At 68.1% G+C, this 23,279-nt stretch carries 21 protein-coding genes and 3 tRNA genes; 6 read left to right on the top strand and 18 right to left on the bottom strand.

What is annotated here, in order from left to right; all coding sequences use genetic code 11:
• Nucleotides 1-28 precede the first annotated feature (28 nt).
• Complete coding sequence (locus ABD848_RS12855) at nucleotides 29-556, bottom strand: DUF4188 domain-containing protein (RefSeq protein WP_344971382.1); 528 nt, start codon at nucleotides 554-556, stop codon at nucleotides 29-31.
• A gap of 162 nt (nucleotides 557-718) precedes the next feature.
• On the opposite strand from ABD848_RS12855, the gene ABD848_RS12850 reads away from it, so the two are divergent.
• Nucleotides 719-1,390 carry a MerR family transcriptional regulator gene (locus ABD848_RS12850; protein ID WP_344971380.1) on the top strand — a complete coding sequence of 224 codons (672 nt, stop codon included), beginning with the start codon at nucleotides 719-721 and terminating at the stop codon, nucleotides 1,388-1,390.
• 46 nt (nucleotides 1,391-1,436) lie between these two features.
• On the opposite strand, the gene ABD848_RS12845 is transcribed toward ABD848_RS12850, so the two are convergent.
• The 5 genes from ABD848_RS12845 to ABD848_RS12825 form a co-directional block, all read right to left on the bottom strand.
• A tRNA-Glu gene (locus tag ABD848_RS12845) sits at nucleotides 1,437-1,512 on the bottom strand.
• 118 nt (nucleotides 1,513-1,630) lie between these two features.
• Nucleotides 1,631-1,706: transfer RNA gene (locus tag ABD848_RS12840), tRNA-Glu, on the bottom strand.
• A 71-nt stretch (nucleotides 1,707-1,777) separates the two neighbouring features.
• Nucleotides 1,778-1,849 (bottom strand) — tRNA-Gln (locus ABD848_RS12835).
• A gap of 148 nt (nucleotides 1,850-1,997) precedes the next feature.
• On the bottom strand, nucleotides 1,998-3,449 hold the full coding sequence (gene gltX / locus ABD848_RS12830) for a glutamate--tRNA ligase (RefSeq protein WP_344971378.1): 1,452 nt from the start codon (nucleotides 3,447-3,449) through the stop codon (nucleotides 1,998-2,000).
• Between the two features lie 136 nt (nucleotides 3,450-3,585).
• On the bottom strand, nucleotides 3,586-4,386 hold the full coding sequence (locus ABD848_RS12825; protein WP_344971376.1) for a fumarylacetoacetate hydrolase family protein: 801 nt from the start codon (nucleotides 4,384-4,386) through the stop codon (nucleotides 3,586-3,588).
• Between the two features lie 145 nt (nucleotides 4,387-4,531).
• Between ABD848_RS12825 and ABD848_RS12820 the strand changes: the two genes are divergently transcribed.
• Nucleotides 4,532-4,879, top strand: coding sequence for an antibiotic biosynthesis monooxygenase family protein (locus tag ABD848_RS12820; RefSeq protein WP_344971374.1), 348 nt, complete (start codon nucleotides 4,532-4,534; stop codon nucleotides 4,877-4,879).
• Between the two features lie 230 nt (nucleotides 4,880-5,109).
• Nucleotides 5,110-5,853: a DUF3152 domain-containing protein gene (locus tag ABD848_RS12815; RefSeq protein WP_344971371.1), complete on the top strand. Its 744-nt coding sequence runs from the start codon at nucleotides 5,110-5,112 to the stop codon at nucleotides 5,851-5,853.
• Nucleotides 5,854-5,907: 54 nt separating this feature from the next.
• On the opposite strand, the gene ABD848_RS12810 is transcribed toward ABD848_RS12815, so the two are convergent.
• The 10 genes from ABD848_RS12810 to ABD848_RS12765 all read right to left on the bottom strand — a co-directional run bounded on the left by ABD848_RS12810 (nucleotide 5,908) and on the right by ABD848_RS12765 (nucleotide 16,258).
• Nucleotides 5,908-7,629: a DEAD/DEAH box helicase gene (locus ABD848_RS12810; protein ID WP_344971369.1), complete on the bottom strand. Its 1,722-nt coding sequence runs from the start codon at nucleotides 7,627-7,629 to the stop codon at nucleotides 5,908-5,910.
• Between the two features lie 132 nt (nucleotides 7,630-7,761).
• Nucleotides 7,762-7,974 carry a hypothetical protein gene (locus ABD848_RS12805; RefSeq protein WP_344971367.1) on the bottom strand — a complete coding sequence of 71 codons (213 nt, stop codon included), beginning with the start codon at nucleotides 7,972-7,974 and terminating at the stop codon, nucleotides 7,762-7,764.
• Nucleotides 7,975-7,981: 7 nt separating this feature from the next.
• Entirely contained in the window at nucleotides 7,982-8,791 is an 810-nt protein-coding gene (locus ABD848_RS12800) for a class E sortase (RefSeq protein ID WP_344971365.1), read from the bottom strand.
• 432 nt (nucleotides 8,792-9,223) lie between these two features.
• Nucleotides 9,224-9,469 carry a DUF3039 domain-containing protein gene (locus ABD848_RS12795; protein WP_344971363.1) on the bottom strand — a complete coding sequence of 82 codons (246 nt, stop codon included), beginning with the start codon at nucleotides 9,467-9,469 and terminating at the stop codon, nucleotides 9,224-9,226.
• 55 nt (nucleotides 9,470-9,524) lie between these two features.
• A complete protein-coding gene (locus ABD848_RS12790) occupies nucleotides 9,525-10,109 on the bottom strand; it encodes a YqgE/AlgH family protein (protein ID WP_344971361.1) in 585 nt (194 codons plus the stop codon).
• Nucleotides 10,110-10,162: 53 nt separating this feature from the next.
• Nucleotides 10,163-11,563: an NAD-dependent malic enzyme gene (locus ABD848_RS12785; protein ID WP_344971359.1), complete on the bottom strand. Its 1,401-nt coding sequence runs from the start codon at nucleotides 11,561-11,563 to the stop codon at nucleotides 10,163-10,165.
• 153 nt (nucleotides 11,564-11,716) lie between these two features.
• Nucleotides 11,717-12,418 carry a cytidylate kinase-like family protein gene (locus ABD848_RS12780; protein WP_344971357.1) on the bottom strand — a complete coding sequence of 234 codons (702 nt, stop codon included), beginning with the start codon at nucleotides 12,416-12,418 and terminating at the stop codon, nucleotides 11,717-11,719.
• 91 nt (nucleotides 12,419-12,509) lie between these two features.
• Complete coding sequence (locus ABD848_RS12775; RefSeq protein ID WP_344971355.1) at nucleotides 12,510-13,454, bottom strand: tetratricopeptide repeat protein; 945 nt, start codon at nucleotides 13,452-13,454, stop codon at nucleotides 12,510-12,512.
• A 427-nt stretch (nucleotides 13,455-13,881) separates the two neighbouring features.
• Nucleotides 13,882-15,618 carry an acyl-CoA mutase large subunit family protein gene (locus tag ABD848_RS12770; RefSeq protein ID WP_344971353.1) on the bottom strand — a complete coding sequence of 579 codons (1,737 nt, stop codon included), beginning with the start codon at nucleotides 15,616-15,618 and terminating at the stop codon, nucleotides 13,882-13,884.
• A 106-nt stretch (nucleotides 15,619-15,724) separates the two neighbouring features.
• The gene (locus ABD848_RS12765) at nucleotides 15,725-16,258 is read right to left on the bottom strand and encodes a MarR family transcriptional regulator (RefSeq protein WP_344971351.1); all 534 of its coding nucleotides are present in this window, start codon (nucleotides 16,256-16,258) and stop codon (nucleotides 15,725-15,727) included.
• A gap of 436 nt (nucleotides 16,259-16,694) precedes the next feature.
• Between ABD848_RS12765 and ABD848_RS12760 the strand changes: the two genes are divergently transcribed.
• Nucleotides 16,695-18,656, top strand: a complete 1,962-nt coding sequence (locus tag ABD848_RS12760) for a glycoside hydrolase family 18 chitinase (protein WP_344971349.1) — start codon at nucleotides 16,695-16,697, stop codon at nucleotides 18,654-18,656.
• 141 nt (nucleotides 18,657-18,797) lie between these two features.
• On the opposite strand, the gene meaB is transcribed toward ABD848_RS12760, so the two are convergent.
• Both meaB and ABD848_RS12750 read right to left on the bottom strand, forming a co-directional pair.
• Nucleotides 18,798-19,748, bottom strand: coding sequence for a methylmalonyl Co-A mutase-associated GTPase MeaB (gene meaB / locus ABD848_RS12755; protein WP_425567530.1), 951 nt, complete (start codon nucleotides 19,746-19,748; stop codon nucleotides 18,798-18,800).
• Between the two features lie 15 nt (nucleotides 19,749-19,763).
• On the bottom strand, nucleotides 19,764-20,951 hold the full coding sequence (locus ABD848_RS12750) for an acetyl-CoA C-acetyltransferase (protein WP_344971345.1): 1,188 nt from the start codon (nucleotides 20,949-20,951) through the stop codon (nucleotides 19,764-19,766).
• A gap of 81 nt (nucleotides 20,952-21,032) precedes the next feature.
• Between ABD848_RS12750 and mce the strand changes: the two genes are divergently transcribed.
• Together mce and ABD848_RS12740 are read left to right on the top strand one after the other, a co-directional pair.
• Entirely contained in the window at nucleotides 21,033-21,485 is a 453-nt protein-coding gene (gene mce, locus ABD848_RS12745; protein WP_344971343.1) for a methylmalonyl-CoA epimerase, read from the top strand.
• A 449-nt stretch (nucleotides 21,486-21,934) separates the two neighbouring features.
• Nucleotides 21,935-23,275, top strand: a complete 1,341-nt coding sequence (locus tag ABD848_RS12740; RefSeq protein WP_344971341.1) for a DivIVA domain-containing protein — start codon at nucleotides 21,935-21,937, stop codon at nucleotides 23,273-23,275.
• The last annotated feature ends 4 nt before the right edge of the window (nucleotides 23,276-23,279 follow it).

Here is a 23,279-nt window from a genome sequence, read left to right as displayed (position 1 = left end):
ACACTCCCCCTGACCGCCGGCGGTGCTGTTACCCCGGTACCTGTTCGGCGCGCGAGCGCTCGGTTGTGGATCGGGGCGTGCCCAGTCGGTCGCTGGAGCGCCGAGTCTGGCGGGTCAGGGGGCGCACCCCCAGTGCGGCGCCGAGCCCGAAGGCAGGCATCTGCTTGTAAATGGCCTCGTAGCCCTGGGCGCTCGTGTCGCGCTCGGCGCCGACCTGGTACGTTTCGTGCCAGATGCCGACGGTGCCGTCGTCGAGTAGCCGGTAGTACTGCTGCCAGGCCGCGGTGTGCAGCCGGTCATGGGCGTAACGCAGGAGCTTGTCGGTGCTTTCCCAATACTGCACCGAGGTGACGCCGTTGATGCCGGTGAGGATTCTGGCGTGCAGCAGGCCCCGCTCGGGTTCAGCGGTGAGTTCTGTGAACATGGCGCGGAACGCCCGGATGACCCGCCACCACTTGTCGATGCGGTACCAGGTGTTGATCCGCATGCCGATGATGAACACCACGAAGCCGGCTTCGGGCTCGACCGTCATGCGGTCAGGGTGGATGGTCGCCATAGGAACTCTCCTGTTGCTGACTGGGGTGGCCGGGCCGCTGCCGAATGAGCCGCGAAGACCCGCGTGGCCGAAAGATCGGCGTTCAAACCACACCTATTAGATAGTTTCACTCTCTAATTTTGGAGAGTATAACTATCTAATAGGGCTGGGAAGGGGTGAGCGGTGAAAATCTCGGAACTGAGTCAGCACAGCGGCGTCCCGGTCGCGACGATCAAGTACTACCTGCGCGAGGGACTACTCCCCAAAGGCGAAGCCACCGCGGCGACGCAGGCCAGTTACTCCCAGCGCCATCTCCAACGGCTGCGGCTGATCCGCGCCCTCAGCGAGGTCGGCGCCCTCCCACTCGCGCGCATCCGCGACATCCTCGACGCCGTCGACGACGAGGAGATCAGCCTGCACAAGCTATTCGGCCTCGCCCTCTACGAGATCGGGCCCACCGTCGCGGTCCCTGAAGAGGACCCCACATGGGACCGGGCGCAACGAGTCAGCGAAGAACTGCTAGAGGAGCTGGGCTGGCAGGTGACTCCCCACGCCCCCTCCCGCCACCGGCTCACCCAGGCCCTAGCCACCATCGACCGCCTAGGCCTGTCTGTGGAGCGGAGGGTGCTGCACGAGTACGCCGACCTCGCCCGGGCCGCTGCTGTGCGGGACCTGGAATGGATCGACCCCGAGGACTCCCGGGAACACGCGGTGGAGTTCGGCATCGCGATGACGGTGCTGCTGGAGCAGGCCCTGCTGGCACTCCACCGACTCGCCCAAGAGGACGTCTCAGCCCAGCGATTCGGTCCCCCCGCCCCGCATGCTCCCGACGACCCCCCGGCCGACACCTCTTAGGAGAACACAAAGCGCCCCCACCCGGCTGGGTGAGGGCGCTCCCTTGTGGTACCCCTGAGCGGATTCGAACCGCCGTTACCGCCTTGAGAGGGCGGCGTCCTAGGCCACTAGACGACAGGGGCTTGCGCAATACCGGACTCAGTGTAACCGCCGTCGGCCAACCACCGCAGATCCCCTGAAGGGAAAACCGGTAGCCGTGCCTAGCGGCAGCGGACCCATCTTCGGGTGCTGCCTTTGCGGTGGTACCCCCGAGCGGATTCGAACCGCCGTTACCGCCTTGAGAGGGCGGCGTCCTAGGCCACTAGACGACGGGGGCCTGCCAACACAACCAGCGGGTGACCCGAATGTTCCACCCGACGAGTGAGGTTCCCGGCGGGATCTCACCCGCTGGGGTACCAGGACTCGAACCTAGACTAACTGAACCAGAATCAGTCGTGCTGCCGATTACACCATACCCCAACGCTTGTCAAGAGCTGGCCCCGGTGGGACCCGCTCCCGTCGGCGCAGCCCTCACTCTAGCGGAGATCCGGAGTGCTCGCGAACCGAAAAACACGCGGCCGGGGCAGCGACCGCCGAACGCCGCCCCGCGCCCGGCCGCGCCCTCGCCTCACTCTTGAGCGTCACCGGCGGTTTCGGCCGCAGCCAACCGCGCCAGAGCCGCCCGCAACCGCTCTTGGACCGCCTCCCGGCCGAGCAACTCCAGCGACTCGAACAGCGGCAGCCCCACCGTACGGCCGGTCACGGCAACCCGCACCGGAGCCTGGGCCTTGCCCAGCTTCATCCCCTGCTGGGCGCCAACCTCCTCCAGCACCGCCTTCAGATCCGCGGCCCGCCACGACAGGTGCGGATCGGCGAAGGCGTCGAGGGCGGCGGTGAGCACATGCTCACCCACGCCGGGCTTCATCGCCTTGTTCCAGCTTTGCTGGTCGAGCACGGGACGGTCGAGGAAGAGGAAATCCACGTTGGGGATGATCTCGCTGAGCACGGCCACCCGGCTCTGCGCCAGCGGAGCGATGGCGGCGAACAGATCGGGGTCGAAGTTCTCGGCCGGCCACGGCGCGACCTCGGGCTCCAGCCACGGTTGGCAGCGCCGCACGAACTCGGCGACGCTCAGCGCGCGGATGTACTCGCCGTTGAACGCCCGCAGCTTCTTCTCGTCGAAGAAGGCGCTGGAGCTGTTGACGTCGGAGATCCGAAAAAGCGGCTCCATCTCCTCCCAAGGCATGATCTCGCGGTCGCCGCCTGGCCCCCACCCCAGCAGCATCAGGTAGTTGACCATGGCCTCAGGCAGGTAGCCCTCGTCCTGGTAGCTCTCCAGCGCGACCTTGTCGCGGCGCTTGGACAGCTTCTGGCGCTTCTCGTTGACGATGACGGGCAGGTGCGCCCATGCGGGAGGGTGCTGGCCCAACGCCTGCCACAGCAACTGCTGTTTAGGGGTGTTGGACAGGTGCTCCTCCCCACGGATCACCTGGTTGATCCTCATCTCGACGTCGTCGACCACGTTGGCCAGCACGAACAGCGGCGAGCCATCCCCCCGAGCGATCACGAAATCCTCGATGGCGTCGTGGTCGAACTCCACCCGGCCGCGGATCAGGTCATCGACGACGGTGGGCCCGCCTTCGGGAACGCGGAAGCGCAGGGCGCGGCCTTCAGCCGGCTCCAGGCCACGATCCCGACAGAAGCCGTCATAGCCCAGATGCGGGTCGTCACGCCGTTGCTGGACCTGCTCGCGGGTGCAGTCGCAGTAGTAGGCGTTGCCCTCCTTGTAGAGCTGCTCAGCGGTCTGGCGGTGTTGCTCGGCGTAGGCCGACTGAAAGTAGGGCCCCTCAAAGTGCGGGTCGCCCTCCTCGATACCCAGCCAGGCCAGCGCCCGGATGATGCCCTCGGTCCATTCCGGCCTGTTACGCGCGGTGTCGGTGTCCTCAATACGCAGGACGAACCTGCCCTCGGGGCTCTGCCGGGCAAGGGCCCAATTGAACAGGGCAGAGCGGGCACCGCCGACGTGGAACATACCGGTCGGCGAGGGGGCGAATCGGGTACGGATCGGATTATCAGCCACGCCTGTAGCCTACTGGCCGCGCCCGAGGGCCAGCGGCCACAACAGTCCCCGCTCGGGCCCGAGCCGCCCCGCGGGTACCGGCAACGGCCCGGGGCACCGCGCCACGGCCGCCACGGGGCCGGCGCCCCCGGGGGGACTACTCGCGGGCGACCACCCTGTTGTCGATCTCACCGATGCGCTCGATGGCGACACTGACCTGCTGGCCGACCTCCACCGGCCCGACGCCGGAGGGCGTGCCGGTGAGAACGACGTCACCGGGCAGCAGGGTCATGAACGAGGTGATGTAGGAGATGAGCGCTGGGATGTCGTGGAGCAGGTGCGACGTCCGGTCGTCCTGGCGGATCGCGCCGTCGACCCTGGTGGTGATACGCAGGTCACCGGCTTCTTGGAGGGTGAGTCCGGTCTCGATCCAGGGGCCGATGGGGCAGAAGGAGTCGAAGCCCTTGGCCCTGGTCCACTGCCCGTCTTGGCGTTGCAGATCGCGCGCTGTGATGTCGTTGCCGACCGTGTAGCCGAAGATGACGTCGGCGACGCGCTCGCGCGGCACCTCACGACACACTCGACCGATGACGATGACCAGCTCGCCCTCGTAGTCGACCCGCTCGGAGATGGGCGGGTAGAAAACGGGATCGTTCGGGCCGTTGACCGCGGTGGAGGGTTTGAGGAAGACCACCGGCTGCTCGGTGGCCCCACCGGTGACGTCGGCCATCTCAGCCACGTGGTCGGCGTAGTTCTTGCCGATGCACACGACCTTGCTGGGCAACACCGGCGAAAGCAGCCGCACGTCGGCCAGCTTGGCGCGCTCGCCGGCAAGCTGGATTTGGCCGAGCAGCGGATGTCCGGTGATCCGGGATACGAACTGTTCCCCGGCCTCCTCGTCGACCTCGACCAGACCGAACCCGACGTCGTCACCCGACGAGAATCTCGCGATGCGCACGGCTGCCTCACCTTAGGAAATACGGTTTGCGTTCCAGCTAGAGGTTATCGGCGCGGGTGCGGCGATGGTGACGATCGCAGCGATCCGGGAGCGCCACGTCCGGGGAAACCGGAAGCAGCCGGGCGGTATGGGCCACACTGTTGTCATGAGTATCGTGAAATTCAATGTGCTGACCGTCCCCGACGCCGATGCCGGCGCTGTGCTGGAAGAGCGGTTCGCCAAGCGGAGCGGGCTGGTGGAGAACCAGCCCGGCTTCGAAGAGTTCCAGTTGCTGCGGCCGGTCGAGGGAACCGACCGCTATCTGGTCTACACGCGCTGGCGCTCCGAGGAGGACTTCCAGAACTGGGTGCAGGGCAGTTCCTTCCAGCAGGGCCACGAACAGGCCAGGGCCGACCGGCCCGGCCAGGGGCACGGCGGCCCGGCCGCAACCGGCAGCGAAGTGTGGGGCTTCGAGGTGGTTCAGCACGTGACCGCCCCCAACGAGCAGCAATGACCTCCTTGGTGGGGTAAGGCAAGGCGCTTGCCTCCACCCCGCCAGACGCCGAATGCCCTACGCTCGGTGGCGCTAAGTGTGTGCCCGCGTGAGTTTGGCGACGCGCAGTTGCCGGCACCGCAACGAGGGCACCATCCCCAGGGCAGGAAGGTATCGGCGTGGCCACGTCCGGAGCGCACACTCACCGCGAGCGTGGACCGTCGCCCCGCAGGCGACGCGACAGACTGTCGTTGGCACTACTGGCAGGGCTCGCGGTGGTGGGTGCCGGGTTGGTGCTCCTGGCCACCGGCGTGTTCCCGCCCGGCTCGGGCGAGCGCGAGGGGGTGCCGTCGTCGGCGCTGTCGACCGCGCCGGCGGACTCAGCCAGTCAGCGCCCCTCGCCGTCGCCGTCCTCCCCGGAGCCCTCTCCCACCCCGGTACTGCTGCGCTCGGCAGTGCAGGAAGTCGACTCGGCGGGAGGCGAGCTGGACGTGGTGTCGGGCACGAGCGAGGTCGCCGGCTCCGGTCCCCTCAAGCGCTACCTGGTCGAAGTCGAGAAGGGACTGCCCGGCGAGGCCGCGGACTTCGCTGCCGCCGTCGAAAAGATCCTGGCCGACCCGCGCAGTTGGGGCGGCGACGGCGAGCTGTCCTTCCAGCGGGTAGACGAGGGCGAGGTCGACTTTCGGGTGGCGCTGGCCGCGCCCGACACGGTCGACACCCTGTGTGCCCCACTACAGACCAACGGCCGCGTCTCCTGCACCCAGGGCGGGCGGGCCATCATCAACCAGAACCGGTGGGTCAGCGGCGTCGAGCACTTCGACGGCGACCTCAAGACCTACCGGATCTACGTGATCAACCACGAGGTCGGCCACGCGCTGGGACACGGGCACGTGAACTGCCCCTCCCCCGGCGCCCCGGCGCCGGTCATGCAGCAGCAGACGTTTGGCCTGCAAGGCTGCGAACGCAATGGGTGGGTCCACCCCGACCCCGAATGAGCCCACGCCCGCCGGGCTCGATACACGCCCCTGCCGGGGCGGCGGAGAGCGGTCTCAGCGCCTCCCGGTGGCCCAGGCGCGGATCTTGGCGATGCGCTGGCGGATCTGCTCCTCGCTGGCCTGAGCGATCGGTGGGCCGCCGCAGGTGCGCCGCAGTTCGTTGTGGATGGCGCTGTGGGGCTGACCGGTGCGGTGGTGCCACGCCCCCACCAGGCTGTTGAGCTCACGACGCAGGTCGGCTACCACCTCGTGCTTCGGCGCCTGCTCAGCCGGCTCCGCGGGCCGGCTGCGCTCGGCGGCGCGCTGCTCGGCCTTGCGCTTACGCAGCAGCTTGGCTACCTGTTCGGGTTCGAGCAGGCCGGGCAGGCCGAGAAAGTCCTCTTCCTCGGGCGAGTCCGGAGCGCCCCCGCCGAACTCGCCGCCGTCGTAGAGGGCCCGATCGAACTCGGCGGATGCCTCCATCGTCTCGAACGGCAGTTCCTCGCCGGTATCGGGCGTATCGCGCTTTTGTCGTGCCTGGTCGAGCAGGTCCTGCTCGGGGTCGAAGTCGTCGCCTTTGGGGGGCCGGTCAAGGACGTGGTCGCGCTCGCGCTCCATCTCGCCGGCGTACTCCAGCAGGGTGGGCACCGAGGGCAGAAAGACCGACGCCATCTCGCCTCGGCGGCGGCGCCGCACGAAACGCCCCACTACCTGGGCGAAGAACAGCGCGGTGCTGGTGGAGGTGGCGTAGACGCCCACCATCAGCCGGGGTACGTCCACCCCCTCAGAGACCATGCGCACCGCGATCATCCACCGGTCTTCGGACTCGGCGAAGCGTTTGATCTTACGGCTGGCCGTGGGGTCGTCGGAGAGCACCAGCGTGGCGCCGTGGCCGGTGATCTGGCGCAGAATGCGCGCGTAGGCGCGCGCATTCTCGTGGTCGCTGGCGATCACGAGCCCACCGGCGTCGGGCGAGGTGTGACGGACCTCGGTCAGGCGCCGGTCGGCGGCGGCCAGTACCCGTTTGATCCAGTCGCCCTTGGGATCGAGCGCGGCACGCCAGGCTTGGGCGAGCGCGTCCTGGGTGAGGGGCTCGCCCAAGCGGGCGGCCAACTCGTCGCCGGTCTTGGTGCGCCAGCGCATCTCGCCGGAGTAGGCCATGAAGATGACCGGGCGCACTACGCCGTCGGCCAGAGCGGGAGCGTAGCCATAGTTGTAGTCCCAGGCGCAGCGGCGCACGCCGGTGTGGTCCTGGACGTAGTCGACGAAGGGGATCGGGTTGACGTCGGTGCGAAAGGGGGTCCCTGTCAGCGAAAGCCGCCGCGCGGCGGGCTCGAACGCCTCACGTACGGCGTCGCCCCACGACAGGGCGTCGCCGGCATGGTGGATCTCGTCGAAGATGATCAGGGACCGGCGGGCCTCGGTGCGGTTGCGGTGCAACATCGGGTGCGCCGCAACCTGAGCGTAGGTGACGGCGGCGCCGGTGTACTGCCGGCCCAGCGCCCCCTGCCCGTTCTTGAAGTCGGGGTCGAGGGCGATGCCGAAGCGGGCGGCGGCCTCGGCCCACTGCTTCTTCAGGTGCTCGGTGGGGCAGACGACGGTGATCGCGCGCACCACGCGGCGTTCGATGAGGTCGGCGGCGAGGGTGAGGGCGAACGTGGTCTTGCCGGCGCCAGGAGTGGCGACCGCCAGGAAGTCTCGGGGGTCCCGGCGGAAGTACTCCTCCAACGCGGCGCGCTGCCACGCGCGCAACCCACCCATCCGTTCTCGTGTGCTGTCGGTTTCAGCGAGCGTCATCAGCTGCATCCCCAGATACTCACGTGGCCGAGGGTATCGAGCCCTGGCCGGCGGAATCGTCGCGCGTACTATGCCACGGGGTGGTGCTGGCCACGCCGAGGCGGGATCGGCGCTCCCGCGCCGAGGCGCGCATCACTGGGAGGAGCCGGTGACCGACGCGCTGGGCGAGGCCGCGGCGCCCTGCCCCCCGCCTTCGACGGTGACGTCGTTGAAGGGCAGGTAGGGGTCGACCCAGGGGAAGACGACGTACCACAGCAGCGCGGCGAGTGCGGCGATGAGGACAAGGGCCAGCGGGAGCTTAACGAACCACGGGCCAGGGAGGCCACGCCAGATCAGGCCGTACACGACCGGGTCACTCCTGTTCGCTCTCGGGAGCCATATCGGCGATGTTGGCGGGCATTCCTTGGTCCTTGGGGGTGTCGTCGGTGAGCTCGGCGTGGACGACGAGTCGGTGGGCGTTTTGCAGCTTGGGGTGGCACGTGGTCAAGGTCAACAGCCGGCGGGTGGGGTCGGCTTCGGGGGAGAACGGATCGGGTGCGACCACTTCGACCTGGTCGGGGGTGACGACCTCAGTGGCGATGACCTCGTAGGTGTAGAAGGCCTCGCCGTCTTCAAGCACGATGTCGTCACCGTTGTCGAGCTGGTCGAGATCCCAAAACACCGCGGGGACCCGGTGGCCGGCCACAGAGTAGTTGCCCACCTCGCCGGGCATGGCGGTGTCGGGGTAGTGGCCGGGACCGTACTTGATGTCGGCTTGGGAGACGCCGTTGACCACGACCCACTGCTGGTCGAGGTCGGGGATGTACATCCGGCTGTTGGCGGTGCCCGGCAGCGGCTCGGAGTCGGGACCGGCGGCCTGCTGCTGTTGCTGTTCTTGTTGCTGCCACTGCTGTTCGAGGGCGGTGTCGAGCTGTTCCTGCTCGGCGTTGGTCTGGGCCTGCTTGCCATAGATCTGGTACGCGGCGAAGAACAGCATGATCAGGCCGGCGGTGAACAGCAGTTCACCGATGAACCGGACCGTGGTTCGGACTACGTCGCCGGCGGTGAGGCGGGCAGGCGGGCCGGCCGGGTCGACCCTGCGCCTGCGTCCCGGGGCGCTCTTACGGCGCCGGCCACCGCGACCACGCGCCCGGTGCGACCGCCGTTCGGTTGTGGAAATCATGTGACCTACCCGTGGTTGGGGGTACGCGCACCCGTACGCGCACCGTGTCGCGGGCGTGCCACTGCCCCAAAGTGCCCCCGAAACGTCTCGATCCCGCCCCGACCGGGGGCACCTGGCCGCAGTTAAGGAGTGCAAGATCGCTCTCGCGACACCGTGCCATCGCGGTGTTGTGTCTCTCGGAGGTTACCGTGTCGCGCCGGTCATACGGCGAGAATAGGGCGACCACGCCGCGGCCGGTATCGGCCGGACGTTAGCGCAACCGCGTGCGGTTGGTGCGGTTGGGACGCGGGGGGCTTGGGGAGCCACTGAGACGCTCGCCACCGCCTCGGACAGGCCGGCGCCGGCGGTGGGAGGCCGCTGCCACCACAGCGAAGCGCACCGAAACTCTCACCGCCGGTGAGGCGCAAGCGTCCTACGGGCGAGGGAACTCCCTCACTCCCCCATCATCTCCGCGTAGATCTTCTTGCACTCCGGGCACACGGGGAACCGTTTGGGGTCACGGTTGGGCACCCACACCTTGCCGCACAGGGCGATCACGGGCTCACCGGTGACAGCGCTCGCCGTGATCTTGTCTTTTTGCACGTAATGGGCGAACCGTTCACGATCGCCGTCGTCATGCGAGACATCAGGGTGAGTCTCGCTTTCCGGGATCACCTTGTTGATCACGTCCATGGACATCCTGCCCTCATTCCTCCTACGTCTCATCCCACGTTATCGGCGCCGCCGGCCGGGATCAGTTGAGTGTGGGATCGTCGGGAAAGGTCGATACCAAGGCGAGATCCCCGCCCTGCCGGCGCAGCACCTGAGCCCACAACTCGTCTGGAGCGAGCGAGAACACGTCATCGGTGACGGCGGGCACCACATACCAGGCGCCCTCCTCGATCTCGGCCAGCAGTTGCCCCTCGCTCCAGCCGGCGTACCCGGCGAACACGCGCAGCCGCTGGAGGGCGTCACCGATGATCTCGGGCGGCGTATCGAGGTCGATGGTGCCCACGCTGGCGACCTCCGAGTTGACCTGGAGGCTCTCCAACGGGTGCCACCCCAACGGTGCGGCGCTTTCACCGAGCATTCCCAGGGCGAGCCCAGCCCCCGAGCCCACCGGCCCCCCAGCGAACATGACGGGGGGATCACTGGCATAGTCGCTCCACGCCTCAAGAACCTCCGCCACGGACAACTCCGAGGGACGGTTGACGATCACACCGAGCGTGCCCTCTGTGGGGCTGTCGTCGATAACGAACACCACGGCACGTCGGAAGTTGGGATCCTCCAGAAGGGGTGTGGCCACCAGGAGATGGCCAGTCAGGCTGGACTGCTCCATGTTCCACCTTTACCCGGCGGCCACGATGACCACCCTCCGGCTGGGGACTCGCGTCACGTTGCCCGTCCTTCCCGCAGCGCCGTGTCGCGCACCGCCGCTGCCACCCGCTGCGCCAGGTTGGAGTGGAAGACGCTGGGGATGATGTAGTGCGGCCCCAACTCCTCGTCGGTGACGACACCGGCGAGGGCGTCGGCTGCCGCGACCATCATGTCGGAGTCAACGGTGTGACTTTGGGCATCGAGCAGACCGCGAAAGACGCCGGGGAAAACGAGAACATTATTGATCTGGTTAGGGTAGTCGCTACGGCCGGTAGCCACGACCGCGGCATGCAGGTGCGCGATCTCAGGATCGACCTCGGGGTCGGGGTTGGCCAAGGCGAAGATGATGGAGTCCTCGTTCATCTCGGCGATGTCGTCGCCGGAGAGCAGGTTGGGCGCCGAGACACCGATGAAGACGTCGGCGCCACGCACCGCCCCCGTGAGGTCACCGGTGTAGGAGGCGGTGTTGGTGTTGCTCGCGATCCAGGCCAGGTTGGGGTCGAGGTCCTCGCGACCCTGGTGGAGAGCGCCCTGGACGTCGCACACGACGATGTTCTTGGCGCCGGCGTGCATGAGGAGCTTGAGGATGGCGGTGCCGGCGGCCCCGGCCCCCGACATGGCGATACGGACCTCGGCCAGGTCCTTACCGACCACGCGCAGCGCGTTCTTCAGCGCGGCGAGGACCACAATGGCGGTGCCGTGCTGGTCGTCGTGGAAGACGGGGACGTCGAGTAGTTCGCGCAGCCGGGCCTCGACCTCGAAGCAGCGCGGCGCGGAGATGTCCTCCAGGTTGATACCGCCGAAGCCGGGCGCGATGATCTGGACGGTGCGCACGATCTCGTCGACATCTTGGGAGGCCAGCGCGATCGGCCAGGCGTCGATATCGGCGAAGCGTTTGAACAGGGCCGCCTTTCCCTCCATGACGGGCATGGACGCCTCGGGGCCGATGTTGCCCAATCCCAGCACGGCCGACCCGTCGGTGATGACGGCGACACTGTTGCGTTTGACGGTGAGGCGGCGGGCGTCGTCCGGGTTGGCGGCGATCGCGGAGGAGACCCGCGCCACGCCGGGCGTGTAGGCCATGGACAGCTCGTCGCGGTTGCGCAGCGGCACCTTGGACTTGGTCTCGATCTTGCCGCCCAGGTGCATGAGGAAGGTACGGTCACTGACCTTGTGAACGTCGACACCGTCGATGGCGCCCAGCGCGTCGACGATGGCCTGCGCGTGGTCGGTGTCGCGCGCCGCGCACGTCACGTCGATCCGGATTCGTTCATGACCTGAGGAGGTCACATCGAGGGCCGTGACGATTCCACCCACATGCTCAACGGCGTGGGTCAGGCTGCTGACCGCGCTGCCGTGCCCGTCCAGCTCCAGGCGGACCGTGATCGAGTAGGAAACGCTGGGAAGGGTGGCCACGTGATACTCCTTGGTTGCCCGAATGTGCCGTGTGCAGGCGCACCCCTCATAGTGCCACCACCGGCGCGGGTCGCAGGTGCCGACCACCCATTTGTGCGTGGCGGATTTCGCCGAGTCGCCGCGGTGTCACTAGTGGTACGCAACCGGTGACGGTCAGGGCTGTGCGCCGTTGTGGAAACGCGCGCGTTCGCGGGCCAGGCGCTCCAACACGTCGACGCAGGTCCCGATCCCCACCACAGTGGTGTCGAGGACCAGGTGGTAGTGACCGGGATGGGCAGGGTCGGCCCGGTAGAAACGCCGCACGTAGGAGGCGCGGAGGCGGTCGTTGTCCTCAAGGTCACGCATGCTGGGCGGCTGCCAGGTGCCTTCGGAGGAGTGCGGGTGGCCCGCCGCGGTTTCGCCTAGGGCCACGGCGCGCCGCAGCCGACGGTCTTTGGGGCCGTCGAAGCGGACGTGCAGGGCGTGGGGGTGGCCGGAGAGCACCATCGCGGCGGCCCGCCCCAGGATCACCCCGCCACTGTCGCCGACCTTGCGCAGCACACGCTCGGTGTGTTCGACGAACTCGCGGTCGTAGAGGGGGCGCCCCTGGTTGTCGGTGGCGCCGACGAGGGGCGCGTCCACACTGCCGAGGGTGATGGTGGGCAGTTGGGCGGCGTTGGCCAGCAGCCGCTCGAAGCCAGTGGGGGCCTGGTCGTCGTGGGCGAGGGCATCGGCCAGCGAACAGCCGATCTCCCGGGCGACAGCGGTGGGGATGGCCCGGTCGAGGAAGGCCACCCCGAGACGCTCGGCGACCTCCGGGCCGATCACGCTGCCGCCCGCACCGTAGGTCGCCGAAATCGTCACCACGTACACCATCGGCCCACCGCCCGGCTCGGGACACGGCTCCTTGCGCTGTGGCCGTTTCCTACCCCGTCCCGGCCACCCTAGGCGTGCGCCGCCCCGTGCCCTAGAACAGTGCCGAGGTCAGGGAGCGGCGCGCCTTGGCCACGCGCGGATCGCCGCCTGGCAGGACCTCGAAGAGTGAGAGCAGGTGGCGACGGGCCTTGTCGCGTTCCTCGTCGCTGGTGCGGCGCACGGTGCCGATCAGTCGATCGAAGGCGTCCTCGAACTTGCCCCCGTACATGTCGATGTCGGCGACCTTGATCTGAGCGTCGACATCTTGGGGGTTTTCGGCAGCCGCCGCGCGCACGGCATCGACGTCGAGGTCGCGAATGCGCCCGATCAGTCGTACCTGCGCCAGCCCGAGCTTGGCGTTCTCGTCGTCGGGGTCGGCTTCCAGCGCCTTGGTGAAGGCTGCTTCGGCCGCCTCGAAGTCGCCGCGCTGGATGGCCTCGGCCGCCTCGCTGTCGGCTTGGCTCTGCGCTTGCTGCTGGGGTTCCTGCTGCTGGGGTTCCTCCTCGGCAGGGCCCAGCCCCGAGTAGTTCTCGGGTAGCACACCCTGGCTGCGCAACCCTTCAAAGACTTGGGAAAGCCAGTCGCGCAACTGCTCCTGGGTCGCCGCGCCGGCGGGACCGGGCACGACCTGACCGCCGATGACCATGGCGACCATGGGAACAGTGGAGGCGCGCAGGGCCTGGGCGATCTGCGGGGTGGCCTCGCTGTCGACCTTGGCCAGCGCCCACTGTCCGCCCGCCGCCACGGCGAGTCGATCGAGCGCCGCTTCGACCTGCTTGGCCTGTTCAGACCAGTTGGCCAGAACCACGAGAACGACCGGGAGCTGCATGGAGCGCTCCAGGACCTCGTTTTGGAAGTTCTCCTCGGAGATGTCGATCGCGTAGGGATTAGCCTGGCCGGAGGATTGCTCGGCTTGCCGCTTGGCCTCCCGCTCCAGGGCCGCCTTACGGGCACCGAGATCGACCGCGCTGTTGGTGGAGAAGTCCGAAGGCTGCATACTTCCCATCCTGCCGTATCCGCGGCGACCACGTTGCCTTCCTCGCCTCCTTGGCAGCGGGCAATCGGGGTCGTGTCGGGGGTTGGGCGTTTCACAATCGGTTGTGATCAGGTGTGCCGCGGCGTTTCCCCGCGGTTCTCCGGGTGGGGATTGCCTGGCTATGGCCCTGAGCAGCCACGAGAAGCCCCGCAGAAAGCCCCGCGGTCTCGGGCGTGGCGGGTGGGCCGCCGGCGCGGCGGGGTGTTCACCGACAGTTCGACCAACCGGCATCGGCTGGCCCATGGGGCGTTGTGCTGGGAGAACACCGCGTAGGACCAGAAGAGCCCGCCGGGGCTCAAAGCGCGGCCGGCCGAGGCGCCGTACCCGCCCGAGGTGCGGCTGTCGGCCAGCGACGCCGGTGGCCAAGGTGTGCTCGACCGGGCGGGAGCTAGAACTTCGGATCTTCGGTGTAGCTTCCGAATTCCTCCCCCATGGTGGCGCATATCTCACCGAGGGTCGCCTCGGCGCGAACGGCGTCCATGATGACCGGGATGAGGTTGGTGCTGTGTTCGGGTTCGCGGGTGGCGCGCAGCAGGCGCGCTAGGGCGGCGTCGACGGCGGCGCGGTCCCGTTCGGCCCGGCGGCGGGCGAGCGTGCGTGTCTGTTCCCGTTCGATCTCGTGGCTGACCCGCAGGATCTCCAGTTCACCCGAGACGGTACCGGTGTGGCAGTTAACGCCGACGATGCGCTTGTCGCCCTTCTCCACAGCCCGCTGGTAGGCGAAGGCCGACTCGGCGATCTCGGAACTGAACCAACCGTTGGCGATGCCGGCGAGAATGCCTGAAGTCATAGGGCCGATGGGGTGGGTGGCAAAGCGGGGGTCCGCGGCCACGGCGCGCTCGGCCGGCCGCGGCTCGCCCATCTCCAGGATCTGGCCGAGGATTCGTTCGACGTCGGCCTCGATCTGGTCGGTGAGCGCTTCGATGTACCACGAGCCGCCCAAAGGGTCGGCGACGTTGGTCACACCGGTCTCTTCCATGATGACCTGCTGGGTGCGCAGCGCGATCTCGGCGGCGTGCTCGGTGGGCAGGGCCAGCGTCTCGTCGAGGGCGTTGGTGTGCAGGGAGTTCGTGCCCCCCAGCACGGCCGACAGCGCTTCCAGGGCGGTGCGCACCACGTTGTTGTGGGGCTGTTGGGCGGTCAGTGAGACTCCGGCCGTCTGGGTGTGGAACCGCAGCCACTGTGCCCGTTCGCTGCGGGCGCCGTAGCGGTCGCGCATCCAGCGGGCCCAGATGCGCCGGGCCGCGCGAAACTTGGCGATCTCCTCGAAGAAGTCGATGTGGGCGTCGAAGAAGAAGGACAGGCCGGGGGCGAAGGTGTCGACGTCGAGTCCGCGCGACAGGCCCACCTCCACGTAGCCGAAACCGTCGGCGAGGGTGAAGGCCAACTCCTGGGCGGCCGTGGCCCCGGCCTCACGGATGTGGTAGCCCGACACCGACAGGGGCTTGAAGGCCGGGATGTCGCGGCTACAGAACTCCATGAGGTCGCCGATGAGGCGCAGGTGTGGCTCGGGCGGGTAGAGCCACTCCTTCTGGGCGATGTACTCCTTGAAGATGTCGGTCTGTAGCGTGCCGTTGAGCCGGCTGATGTCGGCTCCCTGCCGCTCGGCGGCGACGAGGTACATGCACAGCATCGGCACGGCGGGGCCGCTGATGGTCATCGAGGTGGTGACGTCGCTGAGGGGAATCCCGTCGAAGAGGGTCGTCATGTCGGCGACCGAGTCGATGGCGACCCCGCAGTGGCCGACCTCCCCCAAGGCGTGAGGGTCGTCAGAGTCGCGCCCCATGAGAGTGGGCATGTCGAAGGCCACCGAGAGCCCGCCGCCCCCCGAGTCCAGGATCATCTTGTAGCGCTCGTTGGTCTGGGCGGCGCTGCCGAACCCGGCGAACTGGCGGATCGTCCAGGTGCGTCCTCGGTAGCCGGTGGGGTGGAGGCCGCGGGTGAAGGGGAACTCGCCCGGCCAGCCGATGCGGTCGAAGCCGGGAACCTCAGCTCCCGGCGGCGGGCCGTAGACCGGTTCGACCTGTCGGCCCGACAGGGTGGTGAAGTCGGCCTCGCGCGTGCGGGCGGCGTCGTAGCGTCGTTGCCAACGGGCACGGCCCGCTTCGATGTCCTCCTCAGCCATACTCCGATAGTAGGACTTCCAACTAAAATCTGGTAGTAGGGATCTCCCTAACCGTGCGTGCCCACCTCCCCTGGGGCGGGTCGGGCGCCGCAGGGGCCGCGACGCTTTAGGCGCGGGGGCGCTCCCGCGCCGCGGATTCGGGGAAGTCCCCAAAGCTCACCCGGAGCTTGACGAACAGCTCGTGGACGTGCCACAGCTCCTCTTCGCTGTAGCAGTCGAGGCCGAAGTCCATCGCCAGGAGCTCGCGGGTGGCGCGCTCGACGACATCGCGCCCGGTGTCGGTGATCTCCGCGAGCGTGCCGCGGCCGTCGCTGGGGTTGGGCCTACGCCGTACGAACTCCTGACGCTCTAGCCGGTCGATGGTGTTGGTGACGCTTGTCGGGTGGACCATGAGCCGCTCGCCGATCTTGCCGAGCGGGAGCGCGCCGGTGGAGCTGAACGTCAGCAGCACCAGCGCCTCATAGCGCGCAAACGTCAACTCAAAGGGTTTGAGGGTGGCGTCGAGCTGACCGATGAGAAGCTGCTGGGCTCGCATAACCGAGGTGACCGCGGCCATCGCCGGCGAGGCCCCCCAGTGCGCCCTCCAGTTCTCATGGGCGCGCTCGATGGGGTCGAACGGAAGATTAAGCGGGTTACCCACAAGTCACACTGTATCGACTTCACGCCGGGCTTCACGGTCCGCGATCTCTGTCAAGAGACGACGCCTGGCCGGATTCGGCCAATTCGCCTCCCGCTTCCCCGCCGGAAGACCTGTCCAGCTCGACAGCCAGACCAGGCAGCATCCTCGCTCCCCCGGCAACGATGACAGGGGAACGCCGCAGGAGAACCCATTGCCCCCTACAGAAATTATTAGTTAAGTTTCCTAAAAATTTGGCGCTCACCGGATGGAGGTCACATGCCCCTCCCCAGCGGTGGTGACCGGCACAGCGCCCGAGCTCCCCCATCCCACCGTCCCCTCCCCACGACCGCACCGCACATCCGGCCGACACGGTCGGCCCTGCGGCCCCCTCCGGGCGCCCCGCCCGGCACCGGCCGCGATCTTGCCACCCTGCTGACGAAGTAGGAGACGAACGCAGTTGAGAACCCCCCGAATCCGAGCGGCGACTGCGGCTGCTCTCGCTCTAGCGCTATCCGCCCTTCCACTGGTTGCCACACCCGCTACGGCTGCCAGCTCCGACGTCTCCGTGATCTACACCGAAGGGCAGACCTGGGAGACCGGCTACAGCGGCCAGCTCACCATCAACAACGACGGCGACGCCGCCCTGACCGACTGGACCATCGAGTTCACCCTGCCCGACGGGGCCGAAGTGACCAGCCTGTGGAACGCTGAGCTGCAAACTTCGGGCGGTACCTACATCGTGACCCCGCCGAGCTGGGGCGCCGACGTCCCCGCCGGCGGCAGCTACGGCATCGGGTTCAACGGCTCCTTCTCCGGCGGCGAAACCGCCCCCGTGACCTGCCTCATCAACGATGCCCCCTGCTCAGGAGAGGCGCCCGACGACACCGAAGCGCCCACAGCTCCCACCGCCCTGACCGCGACGGCGACCACCGCCACCAGCATCACCCTGGACTGGGACGCCGCCACCGACAACGTTGCCGTCGCCGGCTACGAGATCCTGGACGGCACCGGCGAGGTGGTGCGCGCCCTCGTCGGGGACACCACCTCGGCCACGGTCGGCGGGCTGAGCCCCGACACCGAGTACACCCACACCGTGCGCGCCTACGACGCCGCCGGCAACCGCTCGGCGGCCAGCGCGGCGGTAACCACCCGCACCGAGACCGACAACGGCGGGGACCCCTCCGGCCCCGGCGACGACCGTCGCGTGGGCTACTTCACCCAATGGGGCATCTACGCCCGTGACTACCTGGTCAAGGACGTCGACACCAGCGGGACCGCCGAAAAGCTCACCCACATCAACTACGCCTTCGCCAACGTCTCGGCCGATGGACAGTGCTTCATGGCCAACCAGACCGGCGAGGGCGACGCCTACGCCGACTACGGACGCTCCTTCAGCGCCGCCGACAGTGTCGACGGCACGGCCGACTCCTGGAGCCAGGACCTGCGCGGTAATTTCAACCAACTGCGCGAGCTCAAAGAGAAGCACCCCCACCTGCGGGTGCACATCTCCATCGGCGGCTGGACATGGTCGAAGAACCTCTCCGACGCAGCGCTGACCCAGGACTCGCGCGAGCAGATGGTCAGCTCCTGCATCGACATGTACCTGCGCGGCAACCTGCCGGTGATCGACGGCGCCGGCGGAACCGGTGCAGCCGCAGGCGTGTTCGACGGCATCGACCTGGACTGGGAGTGGCCGGGCTCGGCGGGCCACCCCGACAACACCTATCGGCCCGAGGACAAGGAGAACTTCACCGCACTGGTGCAGGAGTTCCGCGACCAACTCGACGCCCTAGCGACCGAGACCGGCCAGGACTACCAGCTCACTTCGTTCATGGCCGCCGACCCCGAAAAGATCGAGGCCGGCTACGAGGTCGCCGCCCTCATGGAAGACTTCGACTTCATCACCCTCCAGGGCTACGACTTCCACGGCGCGTGGGAGGACACCACTAACCACCAGTCCAACCTCACACCCATCCCCAACGACCCGGGACCGCGCACCTACAGCATGCAGGAGACCGTGCAGGCCTACGTCGACCGCGGCGCCGACCCCGCGGACATGGTGATGGGCGTGCCCTTCTACAGCCGCGGCTGGACAGGCGTGCCCGCCGGCCCCGACGGCGACGGGTTGCACCAGTCCGCCACCGGAGCGGCGTCCGGTCCCTACGAGGACGGGATCGACGACTACAAAAATATCAAGGATCTGAGCGGCTACACGCTCTACCGCGACGAGGCGGCGGGCACCGCCTGGCTCTACGACGGCACCACCTTCTGGACCTATGACGATCCCACTGCTATGGAACAGAAGGTGGCTTGGGCCAAGCAGCAGGGCCTCGGCGGGATCATGGCGTGGTCGCTGGACGGCGATGACGCGCAGGGCAGCTTGATAACAGCCATCGACGCAGCGCTAGAGCAGCCTTAGGCTCTGACTGGACCGGGGCGGGGCGCAGTTGGTCTCTCCCAGCCCCTGCCCCGGGGTGGACCCGACGCCAATGCCGGCTTCGGGTCCACGGCCGGCGCGCGGGCGGCTGTGGGGCCCGTCCGCGCGTTCGGTCCCAGCCGCTCACCCCAAGGTGTCGAGGAGACGGTCGGCCGCAGTGTAGGGGTCGATCCGGGCGGTGGCCACCTGTTGGGCCAGCTCCGCGAGATCGGCGGCACCGGGCCGCAGCGGCCGGGCGAGGCGCTCGCGCAGGGCGCTCATCGCGATCGCCTCAACCTCCTCGCGCGCCCGAGCCAACCGGCGGCGCTCCCGCTCGCCGGAGATGGTGAGGTGCGTGTCGTGCTCGTCGAGAGCGGCAAGGAGGTCGTCGATCCCCTGCTCGTGGGCGGCGACGGTGCTCACCACAGGCGGGCGCCACTGGCCAGGGGCGCGCGGGACCTGGCTCACCACTTGACGTAGCTCACGCGCTGTGGCATGCGCCCCCTCACGGTCGGCTTTGTTGACGGCGAAAACGTCGGCGATCTCCACGACCCCGGCTTTGGCGGCCTGCACCCCGTCGCCCATCCCGGGGGCGAGCAGCACGACCGTGGTGTCGGCGTGGGCGGCGATGTCGACCTCGGCTTGGCCGACCCCGACGGTCTCGACCAGGATCGTCTCGAATCCCGCCGCGTCCAGCACCCGCAGGGCGTGCGGGGTGGCCCACGAGAGCCCGCCCAAATGCCCACGACTGGCCATAGAGCGGATGAAGACGCCGGGATCGGCGGCGTGGTGCTGCATGCGGACCCGGTCGCCGAGCAACGCCCCACCGGTGAAGGGAGACGAGGGGTCCACCGCCAGAACTCCCACGCGCTCGCCGCGCCGGCGCAACGCACTCACCAGTGCACTGGTCGAGGTGGACTTGCCCACACCGGGCGAGCCGGTGAGGCCGATCACCCGCGCGCCACCGGTGTGGGGAGCCAGGGCAGCCATGAGTTCGCGCAGTTGTCCGCCCGCGTTTTCCACCAACGAGACGGCGCGGGCGACCGCGCGGCTCTCCCCGCCCAGCACGCGGGCGGTCAGGGTCGCGGGCTCGATGGCGCGCATGGCCGGCTACCCCGAGGTGACGTCGAACAGCAGCGCGTCGCCCTGGCCACCGCCACCGCACAGCCCCGCGGCGCCCAACCCGCCCCCGCGGCGGCGCAGCTCGTGAATCAGGTGCACAGCGATGCGCGCCCCAGAGGCACCGATGGGATGCCCCAAAGCGATAGCGCCGCCGTCGACGTTGACGATGTCCTCCGCGACCTCCAGATCTCGGATGGACTGCACGGCCACGCTGGCGAACGCCTCGTTGATCTCGACGAGGTCGAGGTCGTCGGTGCGGCGGCCCGAGCGCCGCAGCGCCCGTTGAATGGCGCCGGAGGGCTGGGAGTGCAACGAGTTGTCAGGGCCGGCGACGTTGCCGTGCGCGCCGACCTCAGCCAAGATCTCGCACCCCAACTCCTCAGCCCGCTCGCGGCGCATCACCACCACGGCACAGGCACCGTCGGAGATCTGCGAGGAGGAGCCGGCGGTGATGGTGCCCTCCGGCGAGAAGGCGGGGCGCAGCCGTTGCAGCGACTCCACGGAGGTGTCGCCACGCACCCCCTCGTCCTCGCTGAAGACGCGCGGCTCGCCCTTGCGCTGGGGGACCGAGACCTCGACGATCTCGGCGTCGAAGCGACCGTCCTTGATGGCGGCAGCGGCACGCTGGTGGGAGCGGGCCGAATAGGCGTCCTGGACGTCACGGGTGAGCCCGAGACGGGCGTTGTAGCGCTCGGTGGAGGCCCCCATGGACTCGGCGTCGAAGACGTCGGTGAGACCGTCGTGCTCGGTGGCGTCGAGCACCTCGACGGCGCCGTAGCGGTACCCCTGACGCGCCTTGGGCAGCAGGTGCGGCGCGTTGGTCATGGACTCCATCCCGCCGGCCACGACGATGTCGAACTCGCCTGCGGTGATGAGCTGATCGGCGAGAGCGATCGCGTCCAGACCGGACAGGCACACCTTGTTGATGGTCAACGAAGGCACGCTCATCGGGATACCGGCCTTGACCGCAGCCTGCCGGGAGGGGATCTGTCCTTGGCCGGCCTGGAGAACCTGCCCCATGATCACGTAGTCAGGGTGCTCCCCGGTGAGGCCGGCGCGCTCCAACGCCGCGCGGATGGCGATCGCTCCCAGGTCAACGGCCGGGAACCCGGCCAACGACCCCATGAGCTTGCCAATGGGAGTACGAGCTCCGCTGACAATGACAGAACCGGACATGGACGGGCCTCCAACCGTTCGTCTCGCCTGATCTGACACGATACATACAGCTCATTCCCTGCTGCGGAGAGGCTGACCACTATGCTCACCCGGATCGATCATGTGGGGATCGCCTGCCACGACCTCGAGGCGACTGCGGAGTTCTACCGCCGTGTCTACGGACTGGAGGTGGCTCATGAAGAGGTCAACGAGGAGCAAGGGGTACGCGAAGCGATGCTGCGCGTGGGCGGCACCGCGGACGGCCACTGGGCCTGCGTGCAGCTCCTCCAGCCGCTGACCGACGACTCGCCTGTGGCGAAGTTTTTGCAGCGCAATGGCGAGGGAGTCCACCATGTCGCATTCGGTACAGCCGACGTGGCCGCTACCGCCGAGACGGTGGGACAACGCGGCGTCCGCGTCCTCGATCCGGAACCACGGCACGGGACGGCGGGCTCACGGATCACCTTCTTGCACCCCAAGGACTGTGGCGGGGTGCTGACCGAGCTCGTCGAGGCCGCCGACGACAGCGCAGCGAAATCTGAGAAAACACTCTGAGCCTACGATGCCCGCTTCGAGGAAGGTGTAACGCAACCGTCACATTTTTCATTTCCGCACGTCAGCGCGTGGGCTACGAAAGTCCCCCCCATCGGGAATCGAGGGATTTTTACAGCGAAACCCCTTCCCCACCAGCTTTGACTTGATAAAGTCTGCTAACTGCCAAGCTTCTCTTGGACGCACCACCTGTTCCCCCCGCTGGTTCAGGCTTGTCGATTTCGAGCCCGCCACGCAGCGTCGCAACACAAGTGAAGCGTCTCCTTTCGTACCAATGGCGTGAACCCCATCACGCAAATCGGTCCGTCGGAGTACGCTCCCAGTGAAGTACCCACCGGATTACAGCGTGATACCGGGTTCATCATCCGGACGCTGTGACGCTAGCGCCGCGACTCGAAACGTACGCACATCCGTAATGTAGCCGTCTCGTAACCCGTTCAGGATTCCGCCACATGTCGTCCGATATTGACGCGCAGCTCAGCAACTTCTTCGAGGAAAGCAGTCAACCCACCGAGTTCGATGTGGTGCTCCGCGGCTTCGACCGGACCCAGGTCACCACGTACATCGAACAGCTCAAGAGCGACCTCCAGCGCGCCAAGGAGGAAGCTGAAAAGAGCCAGCAGGAGCTGACCGAAACTAAGCGCCAACTCCAGGAACAGGACAAACCCAGCTACGCGGGCCTGGGCGCCCATATTGAGCAACTCCTCCGGTTGGCCGAGGAGCAGGCTACCGAGCTCGTGCAAGACGCCGGGGCCACCGCCAACGACATCAAGGCCAAGGCCCAGGTCGAGGCCGCCGAAATGCGTTCGGCGGCCGAGAACGAGGCCACCGAGCTGCGCTCCACGGCCCAGCGCGAGGCCGAGGAGATGCGCACGGCGGCCGAGAACGAGGCGGAGGAGATCCGCACGACCGCTCGCCGCGAAGCCGACGACCTCACCTCCACCACCGAACGCGAGGTGCAGAAGCGGCGTTCGGCAGCCGACCACGAGATCGCCGAGAAGCGCGCCAACTTCGAGGGCGAGATCTCCAAGCTGCGCACCACCACTGAGCGCGAATGCGCCCAGGCTCGTGCCGCCGCCAAGCGCGAGCGCGACGAGACCCTGCAAGCCGCCAAGCGCCAAGCCGATGAGATGCGGGCCGAGGCCCAGCGCACGCTTGAGGAAAGCGAGGCCAAGCGGGCTCAGGACGAGGCCGAATTCGAGGTGCAACTGGCCAACCGGCGCGAGGAGGCCGAACGCCAGGACGCCGAGCGTCTCGCCGCCGCCCAGGCTGCCACCCAGAAGCTCGTCGCCGAGTCCGAAGAGCGGGCCGCCAGCGCCGAACAGCGCGCCACCAAGGCCAGCTCCCAGGCCGAGCAGACGCGCCGCGAGGCCGAGCAGCACGCCAAGCAGGTGGTCGCCAACGCCAAGAAGCAGGCCGAGCAGATCAGCAGCGAGGCCAAGTCCAAGGCCGAGCACCTGGTCAACGACGCCCAGGCCGAAGCCGACCAGATCCTGACCGCGGCACGCCAGCAGGTCGACGAGTTGACCCGCCAGCGCGACAGCATCCAGTCGCACCTCCAGCAGCTCCGGCAACTGCTGGGCGGCAGCGCGGGCGGCGACTTCAACTCGGTGCCGCAAGCGCCGGCCCCGAAGGCGGCCCCGGCCGCGGAGGAGCCGGCAGCCATCGAGGGCAACGAGCAGCAGGCCCCCGCCGAAGCCTCCTCTGAAGGAGCGAACGGGCAGAAGCAGCCGGTGGCCGCGAGCTCCAGCACCAAGCCCGCCGCCGACGACGAGGACTGGTGGCAGGAGTAACGCC

The organism is Salinactinospora qingdaonensis (assembly GCF_039539445.1).
Lineage (GTDB): Bacteria > Actinomycetota > Actinomycetes > Streptosporangiales > Streptosporangiaceae > Salinactinospora > Salinactinospora qingdaonensis.
The sequence above is the reverse complement of the archived record's forward strand: the minus strand, read 5'-3'. Positions and strand labels throughout refer to the sequence as shown.